This is a genomic window from Exiguobacterium sp. 8A (genome assembly GCF_902506275.1).
In the GTDB taxonomy this organism is placed as follows: domain Bacteria; phylum Bacillota; class Bacilli; order Exiguobacteriales; family Exiguobacteriaceae; genus Exiguobacterium; species Exiguobacterium profundum.
This window is the reverse complement of sequence record NZ_LR733630.1, coordinates 374,768-392,993: the sequence shown is the minus strand read 5'-3', so window position 1 is coordinate 392,993 and position 18,226 is coordinate 374,768. Positions and strand designations below refer to the sequence as shown.

16 protein-coding genes and 1 pseudogene are annotated in these 18,226 nt (G+C 46.8%); 2 read left to right on the top strand and 15 right to left on the bottom strand.

Going from position 1 to position 18,226, the window contains the following annotated elements:
- Window positions 1–40 precede the first annotated feature (40 nt).
- Entirely contained in the window at window positions 41–1,021 is a 981-nt protein-coding gene (locus GVY42_RS01980) for a YpdA family putative bacillithiol disulfide reductase (protein WP_159562120.1), read from the top strand.
- A 39-nt stretch (window positions 1,022–1,060) separates the two neighbouring features.
- Here GVY42_RS01980 and GVY42_RS01975 read toward each other — a convergent pair whose 3' ends face one another.
- From GVY42_RS01975 to GVY42_RS01945, 8 genes and pseudogenes are all read right to left on the bottom strand, one after another.
- On the bottom strand, window positions 1,061–2,329 hold the full coding sequence (locus GVY42_RS01975; RefSeq protein WP_015881453.1) for a Glu/Leu/Phe/Val dehydrogenase: 1,269 nt from the start codon (window positions 2,327–2,329) through the stop codon (window positions 1,061–1,063).
- 146 nt (window positions 2,330–2,475) lie between these two features.
- Window positions 2,476–3,402 (bottom strand): D-alanine--D-alanine ligase, encoded by a 927-nt coding sequence (locus GVY42_RS01970; protein ID WP_159562119.1) that lies wholly within the window; start codon window positions 3,400–3,402, stop codon window positions 2,476–2,478.
- 96 nt (window positions 3,403–3,498) lie between these two features.
- Window positions 3,499–4,077: an adaptor protein MecA gene (locus GVY42_RS01965; protein ID WP_074037201.1), complete on the bottom strand. Its 579-nt coding sequence runs from the start codon at window positions 4,075–4,077 to the stop codon at window positions 3,499–3,501.
- 60 nt (window positions 4,078–4,137) lie between these two features.
- Entirely contained in the window at window positions 4,138–5,001 is an 864-nt protein-coding gene (locus tag GVY42_RS01960; protein ID WP_159562118.1) for a MerR family transcriptional regulator, read from the bottom strand.
- A gap of 129 nt (window positions 5,002–5,130) precedes the next feature.
- Window positions 5,131–5,331, bottom strand: a complete 201-nt coding sequence (locus tag GVY42_RS01955; protein WP_015881449.1) for a hypothetical protein — start codon at window positions 5,329–5,331, stop codon at window positions 5,131–5,133.
- A 41-nt stretch (window positions 5,332–5,372) separates the two neighbouring features.
- A complete protein-coding gene (locus GVY42_RS16710; RefSeq protein ID WP_371730213.1) occupies window positions 5,373–5,684 on the bottom strand; it encodes a RecQ family zinc-binding domain-containing protein in 312 nt (103 codons plus the stop codon).
- 153 nt (window positions 5,685–5,837) lie between these two features.
- A pseudogene (locus GVY42_RS01950) lies at window positions 5,838–6,767 on the bottom strand (ATP-dependent DNA helicase RecQ); the annotation flags it as partial.
- Between the two features lie 16 nt (window positions 6,768–6,783).
- A complete protein-coding gene (locus GVY42_RS01945; protein ID WP_159562116.1) occupies window positions 6,784–7,806 on the bottom strand; it encodes a helix-turn-helix domain-containing protein in 1,023 nt (340 codons plus the stop codon).
- 142 nt (window positions 7,807–7,948) lie between these two features.
- Here GVY42_RS01945 and GVY42_RS01940 point away from each other — a divergent pair, with 142 nt between their 5' ends.
- Complete coding sequence (locus tag GVY42_RS01940) at window positions 7,949–8,197, top strand: ferredoxin (protein WP_015881446.1); 249 nt, start codon at window positions 7,949–7,951, stop codon at window positions 8,195–8,197.
- A gap of 161 nt (window positions 8,198–8,358) precedes the next feature.
- Here the strand turns inward: GVY42_RS01940 and GVY42_RS01935 are convergent, their stop codons facing one another.
- The 7 genes from GVY42_RS01935 to GVY42_RS01905 form a co-directional block, all read right to left on the bottom strand.
- Window positions 8,359–9,318 carry an ABC transporter permease gene (locus tag GVY42_RS01935; RefSeq protein ID WP_015881445.1) on the bottom strand — a complete coding sequence of 320 codons (960 nt, stop codon included), beginning with the start codon at window positions 9,316–9,318 and terminating at the stop codon, window positions 8,359–8,361.
- Window positions 9,315–10,379 carry an ABC transporter permease gene (locus GVY42_RS01930; protein WP_159562115.1) on the bottom strand — a complete coding sequence of 355 codons (1,065 nt, stop codon included), beginning with the start codon at window positions 10,377–10,379 and terminating at the stop codon, window positions 9,315–9,317. Before GVY42_RS01930 ends, GVY42_RS01935 begins: the two co-directional genes overlap by 4 nt.
- Window positions 10,376–11,902 (bottom strand): ABC transporter ATP-binding protein, encoded by a 1,527-nt coding sequence (locus tag GVY42_RS01925; protein WP_159562114.1) that lies wholly within the window; start codon window positions 11,900–11,902, stop codon window positions 10,376–10,378. The genes GVY42_RS01930 and GVY42_RS01925 overlap by 4 nt, the downstream gene beginning before the upstream one ends.
- 63 nt (window positions 11,903–11,965) lie before the next feature.
- Window positions 11,966–13,051 carry a BMP family protein gene (locus tag GVY42_RS01920; RefSeq protein ID WP_159563633.1) on the bottom strand — a complete coding sequence of 362 codons (1,086 nt, stop codon included), beginning with the start codon at window positions 13,049–13,051 and terminating at the stop codon, window positions 11,966–11,968.
- Window positions 13,052–13,181: 130 nt separating this feature from the next.
- Entirely contained in the window at window positions 13,182–13,901 is a 720-nt protein-coding gene (locus tag GVY42_RS01915; protein WP_078146731.1) for a GntR family transcriptional regulator, read from the bottom strand.
- A gap of 402 nt (window positions 13,902–14,303) precedes the next feature.
- Window positions 14,304–16,496, bottom strand: a complete 2,193-nt coding sequence (locus GVY42_RS01910) for a DNA translocase FtsK (RefSeq protein ID WP_159562113.1) — start codon at window positions 16,494–16,496, stop codon at window positions 14,304–14,306.
- Window positions 16,497–16,557: 61 nt separating this feature from the next.
- On the bottom strand, window positions 16,558–18,225 hold the full coding sequence (locus tag GVY42_RS01905; RefSeq protein ID WP_015881439.1) for a ribonuclease J: 1,668 nt from the start codon (window positions 18,223–18,225) through the stop codon (window positions 16,558–16,560).
- Window position 18,226 lies beyond the last annotated feature (1 nt).

Genomic DNA, 18,226 nt, shown 5'->3' with positions numbered 1-18,226 from the left:
TGCGCCCCCTTCCCTACAATGAGCAAAGAGGTGATATTCAGTGAACAAACAAGCGATTATTGTAGGTGCCGGGCCATGCGGTCTCTCGGCCGCCATCGAACTGGAGAAGATCGGAGTCTCTTGTACGGTGATTGAGCGCGGAAATATCGTCGACGCCATCTATCGGTATCCGACGCATCAAACGTTCTTCTCTTCCGCGAGCTTGCTCGAGATCGGAGACATTCCGTTCATATGTAAGGATTTGAAGCCACGTCGTCAAGATGCACTCGTCTATTATCGAGAAGTCGTCACACGTACCGGTTTAAACGTCCACCCGTTCGAAACGGTCGAGTCGGTCGATAAAAAAAGTGACCGATTCGTTGTGACATCAAGACATGAACGACGTGGCGAAACCATTCGCGAAGCGGACTATGTGATTTTAGCAACAGGCTATTATGGACGTCCTCGTCTGCTTGACGTACCTGGCGAAACGTTGCCGCACGTCCATCACTATTTCAACGAGGCACATCCTTATTATCGACAACACGTCACGATCATCGGCGGGAAAAATTCCGCTGTCGATGCGGCAATCGAACTCGAAAAGGCTGGTGCCTTTGTGACGGTACTCTATCGAGGCGATTCGTATAGCCCTTCCGTCAAACCATGGGTTCTTCCAAACTTCGATTCACTCGTCCGTCATGAGAAAGTTCGAATGGAGTTTGAGGCGACAATCGAACGCATCACCGATGATGGCGTCTACTACCGGCAACACGGTGAAGAGAAGCATGTCTATGCAGATCATGTCTTCGCGATGACCGGTTATCAGCCCGACCACCATCTGTTCGAGAGTGCAGGCATTGTGATCGATGAAGAGAGTGGTGTCCCGACATACGATGAAGAAACGTTTGAAACAAATGTCGAACACCTCTTCATTGCAGGCGTGGTCGCAGCCGGAAACGATGCGAACAAGATCTTCATTGAGAACGGTAGATTCCACGGCAAGGCGATTGCCGATACGATTGCGAACCGCATTAACGTATAAAAAAGTTCGGTCAACTTGAGTTGACCGAACTTTTTTTGATTAGACCCAGCCACGGAAACGTGAGGCTTCCGCCATTTTGCGTACACCGACCATGTAGGCGGCGAGACGCATATCGACTTTACGGGCTGAAGATGTATTATATACCGTATTGAACGAGTGAACGAGTACTTTTTCAAGTTTTTCCTCAACTTCTTCTTCCGTCCAATAGTAACCTTGGTTGTTTTGTACCCATTCGAAGTACGAAACCGTGACCCCACCACTTGACGCCAACACGTCCGGCACGAGGAGAATTCCACGTTCAGTCAAGATTTTCGTTGCTTCGTTCGTCGTCGGACCGTTGGCTGCCTCGACCACAATCGATGCTTTAATCGCGTCCGCATTGTCTTCTGTAATTTGATTCTCAATCGCAGCTGGGACTAAAATATCACAATCGAGCTCTAACATTTCTTTGTTTGAGATCGTATTTTTAAACAATGTCGAAATCGTACCGAATGAATCGCGACGATCTAACAAGTAAGGGATATCGAGACCGTTCTCATCATGGATAGCTCCGTAAGCGTCACTGACTGCAATGACTTTCGCCCCTGCATCGTACATGAATTTAGAAAGGAAACTTCCCGCGTTTCCGAATCCTTGGACGACGACCCGTGCACCTTTCAATTCGATTCCGCGACGGAGTGCCGCTTCACGAATCATGATGGCCACGCCTTTTGCCGTCGCTGTCTCACGACCATGCGACCCACCAAGAACGAGCGGTTTTCCTGTGATGAATCCAGGTGAGTTGAATTCATCGATGCGACTGTATTCATCCATCATCCATGCCATGATCTGTGAGTTTGTGAACACGTCCGGAGCTGGGATATCTTTCGTCGGTCCAACAATTTGACTGATGGCCCGGACGTATCCGCGACTTAAACGTTCGATTTCACGGAAACTCATCTCGCGTGGGTCACAGACGATTCCGCCTTTCCCACCACCGTAAGGCAAGTCTACGATTCCTGCTTTTAGACTCATCCATACTGATAATGCTTTGACTTCTACCTCCGTTACGCTCGGGTGGAACCGAATTCCCCCTTTAGTCGGTCCGACCGCATCATTGTGTTGAGCGCGATAGCCTGTGAAGATCTTCGTTGAGCCATCGTCCATGCGAACAGGGATCCGAACGGTCAGCATGCGAAGCGGTTCTTTTAATAACTCGTACATCTCATCTGGATAGCCGAGTTTATCTAAAGCTTCGTGAATTACCTCTTGTGTCGATTCCAAGATGTTTTTTCGTTTTTGATGACCTTTTTCTTGATCCGTAATCATGAAGGTTTCCTCCCCTAAATTGTCAATTCTCCCCCAAGAATTAACCTCGTATTCGTTTAAAAGTATAGCTGATACGCGTTCAATTTGAAAGGGCTTTTCAAAAATAATGAAAGCGTTTTCTTAATGGGTAGCGTGATCCAGATGTCTTACTTCGCTACGCGCTCAAGTGCGAGCTCGATAAAGCGTTCCAAAAGCTCACCGTACGAGATTCCGACTGTCTTGGCACTATCCGGAAACAGGCTAAGCGGCGTCATGCCCGGTAGCGTATTCGTCTCTAGAATGTAGGCTTTACCTTCTTCTGAAACGAGGAAGTCAGAGCGCGAATATCCTGAACAACCGAGCGCGCGATGCGCCAGGACTGCCGCTTGTTGAACTTCTGATGTCAAATCGTCCGAGATTTCAGCCGGACAGACATGAATCGAACCACCTTCCGTATACTTCGATTCATAGTCGTAAAATTCATTTTTTGGAATGATTTCAATAACAGGAAGAGCCTCTTCTTTCCCGAAGTTCCCGATGACGGGAACTGTCAGCTCTTTCCCTTTGATGTACTGCTCAACAAGTACCGCTGAATCACAAGCAAACGCCTTTTCAATTCCTTCACGTAACATCGTTTCGTCCATTGCAATTGTCAGACCATTCGATGATCCTTCTTGCGCTGGTTTGACGACACATGGGAACTCCATTCCCCACTCAGCGACTTTTGCATCGATTGATTCCCGTGACTCGATTAAGACGTCACGAGCGACTCGGATACCGGATGCCGCGAAGATGATTTTTGCTCTCGCTTTATCCATCGCCAGAGCAGATGCCAAGACACCTGATCCCGTATAAGGAATTCCAGCCATTTCTAATAACGATTGCACACGACCATCTTCACCATACTTCCCGTGCAACGCACTGACGACGACGTTGACATCCAATGTTAACAGCTCGTTCGCCCGTTTCGGATGAAAGTCAATGGCCGTGACCTCATGACCACGTTCCGTCAACGCTTCTATCATCCCTTGCCCGCTCGTGAGAGATACCTCTCGTTCTCCTGACACTCCACCATATAAAACAGCGACTTTCATTCCAATCTCTCCTTCAACTAGCTACTGAAAATTCAAGTCTAATCATAACACGGACACCCTAAAAACAATAGGAACAGAAAAGTAAAAAAGCCGTACTCATGCGAATGCATCGTACAGCTCTTTCACGGCTTGTTCAGTTTGAATCGTCTTTCCGTATTCCATCATGACGTACGGACTGACCGTAGTCGTCTTGCCGTACTCGGACAAAATGGCCGCGAGTCGTTCTTCTACCTGCGAAGGAAGAACCTCAACGAAGTGAAGGTAGTAATGACCGTTGTAATGATAAAGCGTGCCACCCTGCTCGGTTTCATGTATATGCGGGAAAAGACGAATCGAAGCGTTGATCACATCTTCAATGTCCTCGAACTGATAAATCAAATGATGGATTACATCAATCGTTAATCGAATCTCGACCTGCTCGACATCGAGCTCAGCAATCGCTTCACCTTTTTGAACATCGATGACGAGTCCATCGCGAGGGAACATTGTCACATTCAAATCAACCGCTCCTTGCGGTGAAAATCCGTACTCACTTTCTGCTGTTTCAAGTAGTTCTTTCCACAGTTGTTGACCGTTTTCCCCTACGATCGTATCGATGGCGATTCCACGTAACGAGAGCTCATTCGCAGTCACATATACACGAAGATGTTCTTTTGTTTGTTTTTCAAATCTCAATCGAAAACCTCCAGTGAATAGTCAATCCTAATAATAAGCTACTCCCGTTTTCATCCCGTGTCAAATAGTTGATAGCCATTTTGTCCACTCTTCAGGAGCGTCGCCAAGAAATGACCCATTGAATCGCTCTCTCTCTAGGCTGACTGCATATCCACCTGCACCGATTTTTAATTCAGCATGCTCGTTTTGAATATAATCCATCGCCTCTAACAAGTTCGGAATATGCTCAGTCAGCGTACATGCGAAGATGAGACAAGAAGTGTCAATATCATGTAACGCTTTACTCAAATCTTCTTTTGGGAAACCCGCTCCCAAAAAGATGACGTCGTATCCATGTTGTCGCAAATAGAGCGTGACAAACAATAATCCGATCTCATGCATCTCCCCGGGTGCACAGACACACGTGATACGTGGCAGGAACGGGTTCATCGGCATTTGAAGGGACAGCGTCGAAAGCCGTGCTCGTAAAAATGCCGTGGCGAAATGCTCGTGGGCAATCGTAATCGAGCCATTCTCCCATCGTGAACCGATTTCCATGAGCAGCGGCCCAATCACATCCTTCGTCACTTTTTCAAAACTGAACGTATTAAACGCACGATTGATCAAATCATGGGCCGTCCGTTCATCAAATGAGAGCAACGCATGGAGCAGCCCGTCTTTCAACTCTTCATCGTATAGTTTGGCCGTTGTCGGTTCTGGCTCAGGCGCTTGATGAAGTTGTTGAATGGCTTGTGAGACAGAAAGCCCTTCTTTCTGCTTATCCACGACCCATTTGATTTTTTCGACATCTTGATCTGAATATAGGCGGTGACCGGATTCCGTTCGGCTCGGCACGATAAACTGATAGCGACGTTCCCAAGCCCGAATGGTCGTCGGATTGACGCCGGTCAACGTCGCCACGGTTTTAATGGAGTATTTCGGCATTTCCGCCCTCCTCTCTTACTCGTTCTTATGATATAAGTATATCCTCAATGCAAGAGGTTTACCCCTTTTATTGTGCAATCGAGAATTTTTTAAGTATAAAAAAAGATGCGAACTCTGTTCGCACCTCGCTTAAAATATGGCATGTCGCCCGATATATATGAAAATGAGAATAATCGCTAGCATGGCGAAGGTCAATGTCATCGCCAACGGGCGCTTCATCCAGTTATCATTTAACTTCCTCTTCCGTTCGCCCTCTTGCCTCTCAGCTCGAGACGGCAACGTGTCCGCCAATTGCTCGCGTAAAGAATCCGCCTGATTCCGATGTCGCAACGTATGCCCTCCTTTACCTTTTTTATCATTTTACTATGATATTATTCAAAGGAAAAGATTTGCGTCAACCGAATTTTCCATTCTGTCACATTTTTTCGGACGATTTGTGTTGTATCCGGGAACAGAATCGGCCCACAAACATCACAACATTCTTCTTGATCGACTGTTTGTTCGGAGAAATAACGGAGCAAGTAATCGCGTCGGCATGTCCGGATGAGGGCATAATCCATCATCTGCCCGAGTTGACGATACCGATCTCGCTTTCTTTCTTTTACCCAATCGAGGGCTTCTTGAAGCGAACGTTCTGTCAACAATTGCTTCAGCAGGAGAAACTTCGGGTCTTCTTCGTTCATCCGTAACAATCTTGGTAGTTGCGCGAGTGACGTCCCATTCTCACGTTCAAAGTAGGCTAATCGCATGTCCTCATCTTTCGGATATTGACCGTCTATTAAAAACTGTTGAATGCGTTCGTCCCCGTCCGCATACAGGAGGACTGCAAACGCCGAATGACCATCGCGTCCCGCCCGCCCGATTTCCTGCATGTATGCCTCGACGGTAGCCGGCAATTGGAAATGAACGACGGAACGGACATTGTCTTTGTTCACACCCATCCCGAACGCACTCGTGCATACCATGACCGACACTTCGTCCCGTAAAAACTGGGACTGCACAAGTCGCCTGTCTTCCGTAGACATGCCTCCGTGGTAAAACAAAGCGTCCTCTAGCTCAAAGGCTAACGCCTCCGCTTCGCGACGGGTCGCCGTGTAAACGACTGCAGGTTTTGGAATCTCTTGAATCAACTCTTTTAATCGCTCAAGTTTCTTCTCTTTCTCCAATCGTTCAACCAACAATCGTATTTCCGGACGATTGGCGGAGTGGACGAATTGTTCGGGTGAGAACAGTGCCAACTTTTCAATGATGTCCTGTTTCACGCCTTCTGGCGCAGTCGCCGTGACCGCCATACATTGAGGGCTCCCAATCTGTTTTCTCAACTCACCCAAGCGTGCATACTCAGGCCGGAACTCATGCCCCCATTGCGAGATGCAGTGCGCCTCATCGATGACGAGCATTTGAATTTTTACATTCGCAAGGGCACGTGTCACATAGGGAACTGCCAATTGTTCAGGTGATAAATATAAAAAGCGGTAACGTTTCAAATGGTTGATGATATCCTGTTTTTCTTCAGCCGATTCCATCGACGTCAAACGGGCGACACCACGCTCTCCTCGTTCTCGTATATGAAGCATCTGGTCCTCAATGAGAGAGAGTAAGGGTGAGACTATCACCGTGAGCCCTTCATTTTTGATGTAAGATGGGAGTTGGAACGTCAACGACTTCCCCGCCCCGGTCGGCATGACGGCCAATACATCCTGCCCTTCAACTACGGCGTGAATGATGTCGTGTTGCCCAGGACGAAACGAATCATACCCGAACACTCGTTTTAATGTCGCTTCATACAAAGCTCTCACCTCGTTTCAGTCTTGCGAAGACAAGTCGAATTTGAAAATAACTGACACTCTCCATTTTCTCAAATATCGGTTTGAGCGCCCAGCTGTTCAGATCCCGCAACTCTTCAATCGTAATCACATCTTCCATCGGTACAAATTGTTCGAGCGGGAAGACTTCTAAATACATCGCCATCTCGACGACATGGTCTTCAATCGTGCTCGTACGTAATCTCCGCTTCGCTTGAACCTGTTGAAACGTGTATCCCTTCAAGAAAAGTTCATATGACTCACGCGCTGAATAAGTCATCCGTTCTGTCGATAATCCGTACGTAAACCCACGTAGTTTGGCATCATCCTGCAAGACCATCAACAGTTCGTTCCATCCGGCCAAAAAATACAGACGAGCTGTCTCGGCATCAACATGTAGCAGGCTGGCAATTTGTTCATATGTCAGACCCGTATCAAACGCCCCTGTGAATCGATAGACGACGGCCGTCGCATACGGGTCACCAATTTGTTCAAGCGCTTGTTCAATCTCTTGATGAAACGTTCGCATGAGCGTTTTCCAATCTCGATCAAGATGTAACAACTGCTTAACCCATTGTTCTGCCGGACGATCGGCTTGAACAGGATAAAATGTACGGGCGTGTTCTTTTGACATGAACGTCTGCACGAACAAACTCAAGCGTTTCCATGTGGTCGCGTTATAATCACGGCGCTCCCCGCCCAACCGATTGAATAGTTGCTCCACCGATTCAGGTGAAGCTAGCAGTTCCCCCGCCTCTGTCAATCTAAATCGTTTACGATCGAGCCATCCTCTTTTCTCAAGTTGTTTTAGCACAGACTCGTACGAATAAGTCGTCTGCGGAAACTGTCCAAAAAGAGGCTCCAACTCGTAAAAAAATGCGTCCTGTAGCGTTGTGGCCGAGCGCTTTCCATTCAGGACATGGTAGAGACTTCGCTCACTCCGTTCTCCATTTAATCGTTTAATGGCCAGCAGTAGAACTCCATCCGCTAAATGAACCAAATCGTCACTTCCTTAAAAAAATCATTATCCTACCAAAAAGACGCTCGTTTCCTCATTGAAATAATTGGGTATGTAGACTACAATTACTCATAGTCAGTAGAATGATTTCTAAGAGAAACGAACCGTTTGGAGGGTTATTATCATGGCAAAATTTACAATCGTCGATAAAGATACATGTATTGCATGCGGAGCTTGCGGCGCGGCAGCACCAGATATTTACGATTATGATGATGAAGGTCTTGCGTTCAACTTAATGGATGACAACACAGGTACTGTTGAAATCCCAGATGAGTTATATGAAGACATGATGGATGCATTCGAGGGTTGTCCGACAGACTCGATCAAAGTAGCGGACGAGTCGTTCGACGGAGACGCTTTAAAATTCGAATAATCGTGAAAGACATATCGGTCCTCTGACCGATATGTCTTTTTTTATGTTTCTCGCATGTAACCTAGTCTAATCATGACATCTCTAGGCAAGTATATCAAAAAAGGTTGTTTGGCTTAAGCACCAAACAACCTGGATGAAATGGACATATGTCCTATCTCGAATTAACGTTTCCCTTTAATATATGGGATACCGACCGACTTCGGCGCATCCGCACGACCAACGAGTCCAGCGAGAGCAAGAATCGTGAGCGCGTATGGCGCAATCAAGAGCAAGAGCTGCGGCACGTTGTTGATGACCGGTAAGTTGCTTCCGATAATCGAAAGGGCTTGAGCGAATCCAAAGAATAATCCGGCACCAAGCGCACCGAGCGGATTCCATTTACCGAAAATCATTGCGGCAATCGCCAAGAACCCTTGACCAACGATTGTCGTTCCACTGAAGTTCGTCGTGACCGTTACAGCATAAACCGCTCCGGCAAGACCACCAAACGCACCAGAGAGCATGACGCCCATGAAGCGCATTTTCGTGACGTTGATTCCCATCGTATCAGCGGCCATCGGATGTTCCCCTACCGAACGAAGACGAAGTCCAAACGGCGTCTTGAAGATGACGAACCAGACGACGAACGCCAAGGCGATTGCAACGAACGACGTGTACTGAACGTTAATAAAGAACATCTTTAACACGGGAATATCTGATAAAAAGGGTACATTCTCTTTTGCGATCCGGTACTCGATAAAGTCCGTCTGTCCTTTGTTGTAAAGAACACGCACGACGAAGATGGCGAGACCGATGGCGAGCATGTTGATGGCCACCCCGAGAACCGTCTGGTCCGCACGCCAAAGGATGGCAGGAACAGCCAAGAAGAGGGAGAACAATGCACCGACTACCATGGCAACAAGTAAGGCAATCCATGGACTAGAGGCTCCAACACCTAAATCAGTCAAGGTGAGCGTCGTGATGATTCCTGTCGCGGCACCGATGACCATGATTCCTTCAAGGGCGATGTTGACGACACCAGAACGTTCACTAAAGATTCCACCAAGTGCTGCGATAATGAGTGGAGTCGCATAGGCAAGCGCAACCGGAACGACGATATAAAGGACTTCTAAGAAGTTCATTTTTTCTCCACTCCTTTCTTACGATTTCCTTTAAGTTTCTCAATGACATAGTTAATCGCATATCCAGACGCTACAAAGATCACGATGGCTGCGATGATAACTTTGACGAGCTCTGACGGTACGTTCGCACCAAGTTGCATCGCCAATCCGCCGATGTTCAACCCTGCGAAGAGAATCGCTGCTAGAATGACCCCAATCGCGGTGTTCGCACCGAGTAGGGCGACGGCAATCCCATCAAATCCGACACCAGTGAACGATGCCGAGAGGGTCATACTGCCGAATGTTCCAAGACCTTCCATCGCTCCAGCGAGACCAGCGAACATACCGGAGATGACGAACGATAGGACGATGTTACGGTTGACGCTCATCCCTGCATATTGTGACGCATGTTTGTTAAACCCGACGGCACGTAACTCATAACCGAGTGTCGTACGTTGAAGGATGTAGTAGTACACGATTGCTGCAAGCACAGCGACAAGCACACCCCAGTGTAGACGTGAATACGTCGTCAATTCTTGGAGCCATGGCGAAGCAAGTGACGCTGAATCTTTGATCGACTCCGTACGCTCGTTTGTTACGCCGATGACGTTACGCAAAATCGCGTTTGTCGTGTATAAGGCAATATAGTTCATCATGATAGACGTAATGACTTCATGAACATAAAACTTCGCTTTCAAGAATCCAGGAACAAACGCCCAAATTGCTGCTGCAACCATTGCCGCAAGAAGTGCGAGCGGTAAATGGATAAACATCGGCAAGTCGAAGTTGATTCCTACATAGACGGCTGCGACCCATCCAATTAACACTTGTCCTTCTACCCCGATGTTGAATAGTCCTGTACGGAAGGCGAAAGCAACCGCAAGACCTGAGAAAATAAGCGGGGCTGCAGCACGCAATGTTTCACCGACGGCATACGGACTACCAAACATGCCTTCAAATAACGAGATAAACCCTTGAACCGGGTCGTATCCACCAATCAACATGACGATAGCACCGACGAGTAGTCCTAAAATGATGGATAGGAATGGAATGAGAAGTTGGTTTAAACTTAATTTTTTCATTCTGTTTCGTCCCCTCTCTGACCGCCGGCCATCAAGAAGCCAAGCTCTTGCTCCGTCGTCTCTTTCGGATCACGAATCCCTACAATTTTTCCTTCGTAGAGAACAGCGATACGGTCGGATACGTGTAAAATCTCATCAAGTTCAAACGAAATGAGTAAGACGGCGCGTCCTTTTTCACGTTCTTTAATAAGCTGCTCGTGAATAAATTCAATCGCACCTACGTCGAGACCACGAGTCGGTTGAGCGGCGATGAGTAAATCTGGTGAGCGATCGACTTCACGTGCAATGATCGCTTTCTGTTGGTTCCCTCCCGAGAGGGCACGAGCTGGAACATCAATTGATGGAGTTCGGACGTCAAACTTCTCAATCAACGCCTTTGCCTTCTCAGCCACAGCTTTATAGTTCATGAGACCTCGTTTCGAGAACGGTTCTTTATAGTACGTTTGAAGTACCATGTTGTCACGAATCGAGTAGTCAAGAACAAGTCCGTGTTTATGACGATCTTGCGGGATGTGTCCGATCCCTGCCTCGGTCATCTTACGCGGTGTGTGTCCGGTGACATCTTTTCCGTTGAGCAACACTTTACCAGACTCCGGCTTTTTCAAACCTGAAATGGCTTCAATCAACTCCGTCTGACCATTCCCATCAATCCCGGCAATTCCGAGTACTTCTCCAGCACGAATCTGTAAATCCAATCCTTCAACGACTTTCAAACCGCGACCATCTTTGACGACGAGGTTTTGAACGTCCAGAACGACTTGTTGTGGATCAGCTTTCGAATATTCTGCATCAAAGTTAACTTCGCGACCAACCATCATTTCGGCTAAACTGTCTTCATTTACCGTCTCGTCGACCTCGACCGTTCCAATGTAGCGTCCACGACGAATGACAGTACAACGGTCCGCAACTTGCATGATTTCCTTCAGCTTGTGCGTAATCAAGATGATCGACTTACCTTCAGCAATCAGACGTTTCATAATTTGGATAAGTTCTTGAATCTCTTGTGGTGTCAACACTGCCGTCGGTTCATCAAAAATCAGAATATCTGCTCCACGATAGAGCGTCTTCAAGATTTCAACACGTTGTTGCATGCCGACTGAAATATCTTCAATCTTCGCATCCGGATCAATTCTAAGTCCGTATTGCTCCGAAATCTCCATGACCTTCTTACGAGCAGTGGCGCGATCGATTGTGATGCCACTCTTTGGCTCAAGACCAAGAATGATATTTTCAGTGACCGTGAATTTTTCAACCAACATAAAATGTTGATGGACCATTCCGATCCCAAGTTCGTTGGCGATGTTCGGATTTTCAATATCCACTTTCTTTCCGTGTACGCGAATCTCTCCGCCTTCAGGCTGATAGAGACCAAACAACACGTTCATGAGCGTCGATTTCCCGGCCCCGTTTTCTCCTAAAAGTGCATGGATTTCTCCTTTACGCAATTGGAGCGTGATATTGTCGTTCGCAACGAACGTACCGAACTCTTTGCGAATATTTAGCATTTCAATTACATATTCCAAGGAAGTTCACCCCTAACTTTAAGTAAAGGGAGACCACATGGGTCCCCCCTCAACTCAAACAAATTATTTTACGTTTTTCATGAACTCTTCGAACTCAGCGTCAGTTGCTGGTGCAACAACATCACCATCGATGATTTGTTGACGATACTCATCAACTTTAGTGAGCACGTCTGCAGCAACATTTTCTTCAGAAGTTGGTGCGATTCCTACACCTTCATCTTTAAGTGAGAATTCAACCACTTCACCAGCTGGGAACTTACCGTCCATTGCCATTTTCGACACTTCGAGTGTCGCTGTATCTACACGTTTAACCATTGACGTAAGAGTAACGTTCTCTGGAAGACCTTCTTCGTACTGGTCACGGTCAACCCCGATTACCCAAACATCTTCACCGTTTTTCTTACGGTTTTTCGCTTCAGTGAATACACCTACACCTGTACCACCAGCTGCGTGATAGATGATATCCGATCCTGATCCATACATACCTGACGCAATTGCAGTTCCTTTTTCAGCTGAGTTGAAGTCTTCAGCATATTTTACGTCGATTGTTGCATCAGGGTTTACAGCCATGACACCAGCTTTAAATCCATTTTCAAATTTCTTGATTAAGTCTGATTCTACTCCACCGATGAAACCAACTTTATCAGTCGTCGTTGTAAGACCAGCTACTACACCTACGAGGAATGAACCTTCTTGTTCCTTAAACGTGATTGAAGCAACGTTCGGTGCATCTACAACCGAGTCAACGATTGCAAAGTTGTTATCAGGGAATTGTTCTGCAACTTTTCCGATATCCTCTGCCATCAAGAAACCGATTCCGTAGATCAAATCAAATTGATCACGTGCCAATTGTTGCAAGTTAGGCTGATAGTCTGCTTGTTTTGCTGATTGAAGATATTTGTATCCTTCGTTTTCAGTTAAGCTATTTTCTTCACCAAACTTTTTCAAACCTTCCCAAGCTGATTGGTTGAATGACTTGTCATCAACACCACCAGTATCCGTGACCATTGCAACTTTGAAGTCGCTACCTTCTCCGCCTTCACCGTTTGAAGATGAGCCTTCGTTGTCATCTCCACCGCATGCTGCGAGTACTGTAGAGAGTGTGAGTCCTGCTGCTAAAGCTGAGAGAATCGTTTTCTTTTTGTTCATCATCGTCGTGTTTCCCCTTTCGGTTCATAACAATTTTTGTTGTCATGTTATCAGTAGTCTTTACACCGGTATAAGAAAGCGCTTTCACGCTATTCCCCAAAAATAACTCTTCCGTCCAGAAACTGCTCGTTTAAACTCGTTTACGTACGACATGGAAGTCGAATCGATCAGCACGGAAAAAGTTGGCCGAATCGAGTAATGGTAAATCACTCTCATCATAATGCAATTGTTTTAAAGCGAGTAACGGTTGGTCCGTCTGAAGTTGTGACGAGATTTCAGCGCTGACACTCGGTTCGATGTGCGTGATCGCATAAGCGACTCGACGTCCTACCTCTTTTTCGAGAGAATCAAACAAAGATTTCCCTTCAGTCAATGCCTCAGGATTCGAGACGAGATGGGCCGGCACTTTATCGACACAATACACAACCGGTGTGTCGTCCGCATATCGAATTCGTACAATTCGATAAATCGGTGAGTTCGGCTCAATCTTGAGACGCTCGGCTTCTCTCTCTGTTGCCAACACTTTCTCGGCCACCAATACTTTCGTTCCTGGTGTCATCTTTGCTCGTGTGATCATGTCAGTGACACTGAACAATTCCTCAATTCCTGACGTGAATGGCGGTTTAGAACTGATAAATGTTCCTACCCCATGCTTTCGCACGACAAATTTCTCATCTTCGAGAATCCGGAGCGCTTCGCGAAGTGTCGCTCGACTGACTCCAAGTTGCTTCGAAAGTTCAAATTCTGAAGGTAACTTCTCCCCTTCACGATAGACACCAGCGTCGATATCTTGCTTAATTTTCTCAATCACTCGAAGATAGAGCAATCGATGATCGAGCTTAATCGACATTGGCCTCACCACCTTTAATTTACTTACCAGTGCTCAGACATCTGACGTATGAATGTCCTTGCCAATATTAAGTATAGGGATTCGAGAATTAGAACGCAATAGTTTTTGTTCGGAATCAGGGAAATATTTTTTCGGAACATGCCGAACCGTACCTTTGAGTCCAATTTACTCATTTTCATCCCCATTGAAAAACTTTTGTAAAATGTAAACGTTATTAAAAAATGTAAGCGTTTCAGTAGTTTTTAAAAGTATGTACTAATTCAGTATATAGGACATATGTGCTATATTACATTTATATTATAGCGAACATCTAAGGATAGAGCGAATATTTCTATATCGTATAAATAGCATTAAAAAACGAACGATTATATATATCGATATATAATCGTTCGTTTTTTATTATTATTCTGTTTGCTCTTGAATGAGTACTTTCCTCGGTTTCGAACCTTCTGATGGACCGACATACCCCGCTTCCTCAAGTGAGTCAATCAAACGGGCGGCACGATTATACCCGATTCGGAATCTGCGTTGAATCATCGAAGTTGATGCCGTTTCTTGTGTCATGACGAATTGCACGACTTCTCCGAACAATGAATCATCCGAATCAATCGTCGTCACTTCCTCTTCTTTTGGCATCATCGCTTCCACATATTGCGCACGTTGTTGCGCGATGACATGATTGACGACCGTCTCGACTTCTTGATCGGAGACGAATGCACCTTGTACACGGACCGGCTTGTTCATTCCGTTTGCAAGCATCAACATGTCACCGCGTCCAAGCAACTTTTCCGCCCCGCCACCATCAAGGATGGTCCTTGAATCGGTTTGAGAAGAGACGGCAAAGGCGATGCGGGACGGAATGTTCGCCTTGATGACTCCTGTGATGACGTCGACAGATGGGCGCTGTGTCGCGAGGACCATATGAATACCCGCAGCCCGTGCCATTTGTGCAAGTCGCATGATGGCATCTTCGACATCATTTGATGCCACCATCATCAAGTCCGCCAATTCATCGACGATTACGACGATGAACGGTAAACGTTTCGCATCCTCGTCATCCGACTGATCGACGAGTTCATTGTAACCTTCGATATTGCGAACTCCATATCGACTAAACAGTTCATACCGCCGTTCCATTTCTGCGACGACCTGCTTCAGTGCCTGGGCGGCTTTTTTCGGATCCGTGACGACCGGTGTCAACAGGTGTGGCACTCCGTTATAGACGTTCAACTCGACCATCTTCGGATCAATCATCATGAGTCGGACCTCATCCGGACGAGAACGCATCAAGAGTGACACGATCATGCCGTTGATACAGACAGATTTACCTGATCCTGTCGATCCTGCAACAAGCAAATGCGGCATTTTATTGAGAGAGATCCCAACCGTCTCGCCACTGATACTCCGACCGAGTGCGACGAGCAACTTCGAGTCATCTTGTTTCACCGGCTCCGCTTCCAGTACTTCACGTAAGCATACCGGTGCGACCTCCTGGTTCGGCACTTCAATACCAATAGCGGCTTTACCCGGAATCGGAGCTTCAATCCGAATATCTTTTGCAGCGAGCGCCAATGCCAAATCATCACTTAATGAGGTGATGCGACTGACTTTCACACCGATATCCGGTTGTAGTTCATATTTTGTGACGGTTGGACCAAGGTGAATCTTTAACACTTTGACACCGACCCCGAATGACTTAAGCGTCTTTACAAGTTTGGATGCATTTTCTTTCAATCGTGCATTCTCACCAGACAAATCCGTAATGACGGGCTCTTTCAAATTCGAGAATGGCGGAAGCTCGTATGTATCCGAGACATCTTGGGCCGCAGTCATCATCATCTCCTCGGTCGTGATTGTGGAATCGACTTCCGAAGAATCCGTTCGAGGTTGATCTTCCGTCTCTCTTTTTTCTGCTACGACTTTCTCACTAAATCCGACGATTGGAATGTCTTGCATCGTGACCACGTCTGACTCTACTTCCGGGTCCGATTGCGCTTCCGTTAATTTTGGACGAGGTGAGGTCTTGCGCGTTCGTTTCGCCTCTTGCTGCTTCTCCACTTTCGGTCTGGCTCGCCATTCGTTTCTGACTGCTGTGACGGATTCCTGCATGCGATGAAAGAGTGTCCCCCAAATAGTCGGGGCATAAAACGAGACACCGACGAGGAAGCAGACGATCCCTAAAAAGACAATCCCGAAGTCTGAGAATAAATATTGGTTCAAGTTATAGAAAGTGGCATTGATGCCGCCCCTTGCCTCTCCCCAAAGTAAGTCCCCGAATAGTAAGAATGAGGCGAGCATTGCGAATAATCCCGCTCGTCGCATCGGTTTCATCGGAGTGAGAACAATCCATAACCACACAGCCATCATCAAGTAAGTGAGCGCACCCCATCCTCCAAAAAGATAGACGGATAAATCAGATAACTGTTTACCGATCCACCCTAAATCAAAAAAGGCAAATACGAATGCGACGATGGCGAGGACAAAGAAGCCCCACCCATATGTACGTGGCGCAATCGGTTGTTTTTTACGGTTCCTCGTATTTCGCGTCGCTGGGCGCTTTCGCTTTACGGGAGTCTTTCTTGTTTTTTGAGCCACATCAGTTCCTCCTAAAAAAAGAAGGCAAAAGTCAGATGACTTTTGCCTCACTCTCATTCCATTAAATCTCCATGATGATCGGCAAGATCATCGGACGACGTTTCGTCTGCTCGAATAAGAAGACGCTAAGTCGCTCGCGGATATTTGATTTCAATTCGGTCCAATCACTGCCAGCCTGCAGACTCTTTTCAATCTGTTTCGTGACAATACGGTTTGCCTCTGAAATCATTTCCTCCGATTCGCGCATGTACACGAAACCACGTGAGATGAGTTCAGGTCCTGAAATCAATTTCTTCTGTTTCCGATTCAACGTGACCACGCAGAGGACAACTCCATCTTGTGACAACAAACGACGGTCTCGTAAGACGATGTTTCCAACGTCCCCAACACCGATTCCGTCAATCAAGACGTTACCTGCAGGGACTTTTCGGCTCATGCGGGCTTTTCGACCCGTGAACTCAACGACGTCACCTTTTTCAACGATGAAGATGTTGTTCGGTTTGACACCCACTTGTTCTGCGAGTTTCGAGTGTGCCATCTGCATACGATATTCGCCGTGAATCGGTAAGAAGTACTTCGGTTTGACAAGGTTGAGCATCAACTTCAATTCTTCCGCTGAACCGTGTCCAGATACGTGGACTTTTCGCTGATTATAAATGACGTTCGCACCCGAACGGAACAATAAGTCAATCGTTTTAGAAACCGACTTCTCATTCCCTGGAATCGGTGTCGCCGCAATGACGACCGTGTCATTCAATCGAATGTTGACTTGTTTGTGGGCATTACGTGCCATGCGAGTCAACGCCGCCATCGGCTCCCCTTGCGAACCTGTCGTTAAAATGACGACCTTGTTATCCGGTAGACGGTTAACTTGGGACAACTCAACGAGAGTCTTCGCCTTGAAGCGCAAGTAGTTTAATTTTTGCGCAACTTCGACGATGTTGACCATACTACGACCGACGACCGCGACTTTACGATCATTCGCTTCTGCTGCTGCAAATACTTGTTGCAAGCGATGGACGTTCGAGGCGAATGATGCCACGATAACCCGACCTTCCGCTTGATAGATGACATCGTTCAATTCAGCTCCAACGATTGACTCTGAACCGGTTTGCCCCGGTCGCTCGGCGTTCGTCGAGTCGGAAAGAAGCGCAAGAACGCCACGTTGTCCGATTGCTGCTAATTTATTGAAGTCAGATTGTTTACCATCGACAGGCGTGTAATCAAACTTGAAGTCTCCGGTATGGACGATCGCACCTTGAGACGTTTGAATACATACGCCAACGCAGTCGGGAATCGAGTGATTGACGCGGAAAAACGTGATGAAATGATCAGCGATAGTCAATTTCGTTTTGGCATCAATCATGCGAAGGTCGACTTCTTTCAACAAACCGGCCTCTTTTAATTTCAATTCAATCAACCCGAGGGTCAATTTCGTCCCGTAAACTGGGACGTGTTTCAAGTCGCGTAAGACGTAGCTGAGTCCACCGATATGGTCTTCGTGACCATGGGTGATGAAAATCGCCCGTACACGATCTTTATTTTCTTTTAAGTATGTGATGTCTGGGATGACGATATCAATCCCGAGCATCTCATCGCCTGGAAACATTAGACCGGCATCGATGACGAAGATGTCGTCGTCTAGTTCCACGACGTACATGTTCTTCCCGATTTCGCCTACGCCTCCAAGCGCAAAGACGCTAATATTCTCTGTCTTCTTTTTTGACACT

Excerpts from the sequence above, each read along its gene's own strand:
- GVY42_RS01975 (WP_015881453.1), bottom strand. The coding sequence starts at position 2,329 with ATGATTACGGATCAAGAAAAAGGTCATCAAAAACGAAAAAACATCTTG.
- GVY42_RS01920 (WP_159563633.1), bottom strand. The coding sequence starts at position 13,051 with ATGAACAAAAAGAAAACGATTCTCTCAGCTTTAGCAGCAGGACTCACA.
- GVY42_RS16710 (WP_371730213.1), bottom strand. The coding sequence starts at position 5,684 with ATGAACGAAGAAGACCCGAAGTTTCTCCTGCTGAAGCAATTGTTGACA.
- GVY42_RS01935 (WP_015881445.1), bottom strand. The coding sequence starts at position 9,318 with ATGAACTTCTTAGAAGTCCTTTATATCGTCGTTCCGGTTGCGCTTGCC.
- GVY42_RS01940 (WP_015881446.1), top strand. The coding sequence starts at position 7,949 with ATGGCAAAATTTACAATCGTCGATAAAGATACATGTATTGCATGCGGA.
- GVY42_RS01970 (WP_159562119.1), bottom strand. The coding sequence starts at position 3,402 with ATGAAAGTCGCTGTTTTATATGGTGGAGTGTCAGGAGAACGAGAGGTA.
- GVY42_RS01915 (WP_078146731.1), bottom strand. The coding sequence starts at position 13,901 with ATGTCGATTAAGCTCGATCATCGATTGCTCTATCTTCGAGTGATTGAG.
- GVY42_RS01960 (WP_159562118.1), bottom strand. The coding sequence starts at position 5,001 with ATGCCGAAATACTCCATTAAAACCGTGGCGACGTTGACCGGCGTCAAT.
- GVY42_RS01930 (WP_159562115.1), bottom strand. The coding sequence starts at position 10,379 with ATGAAAAAATTAAGTTTAAACCAACTTCTCATTCCATTCCTATCCATC.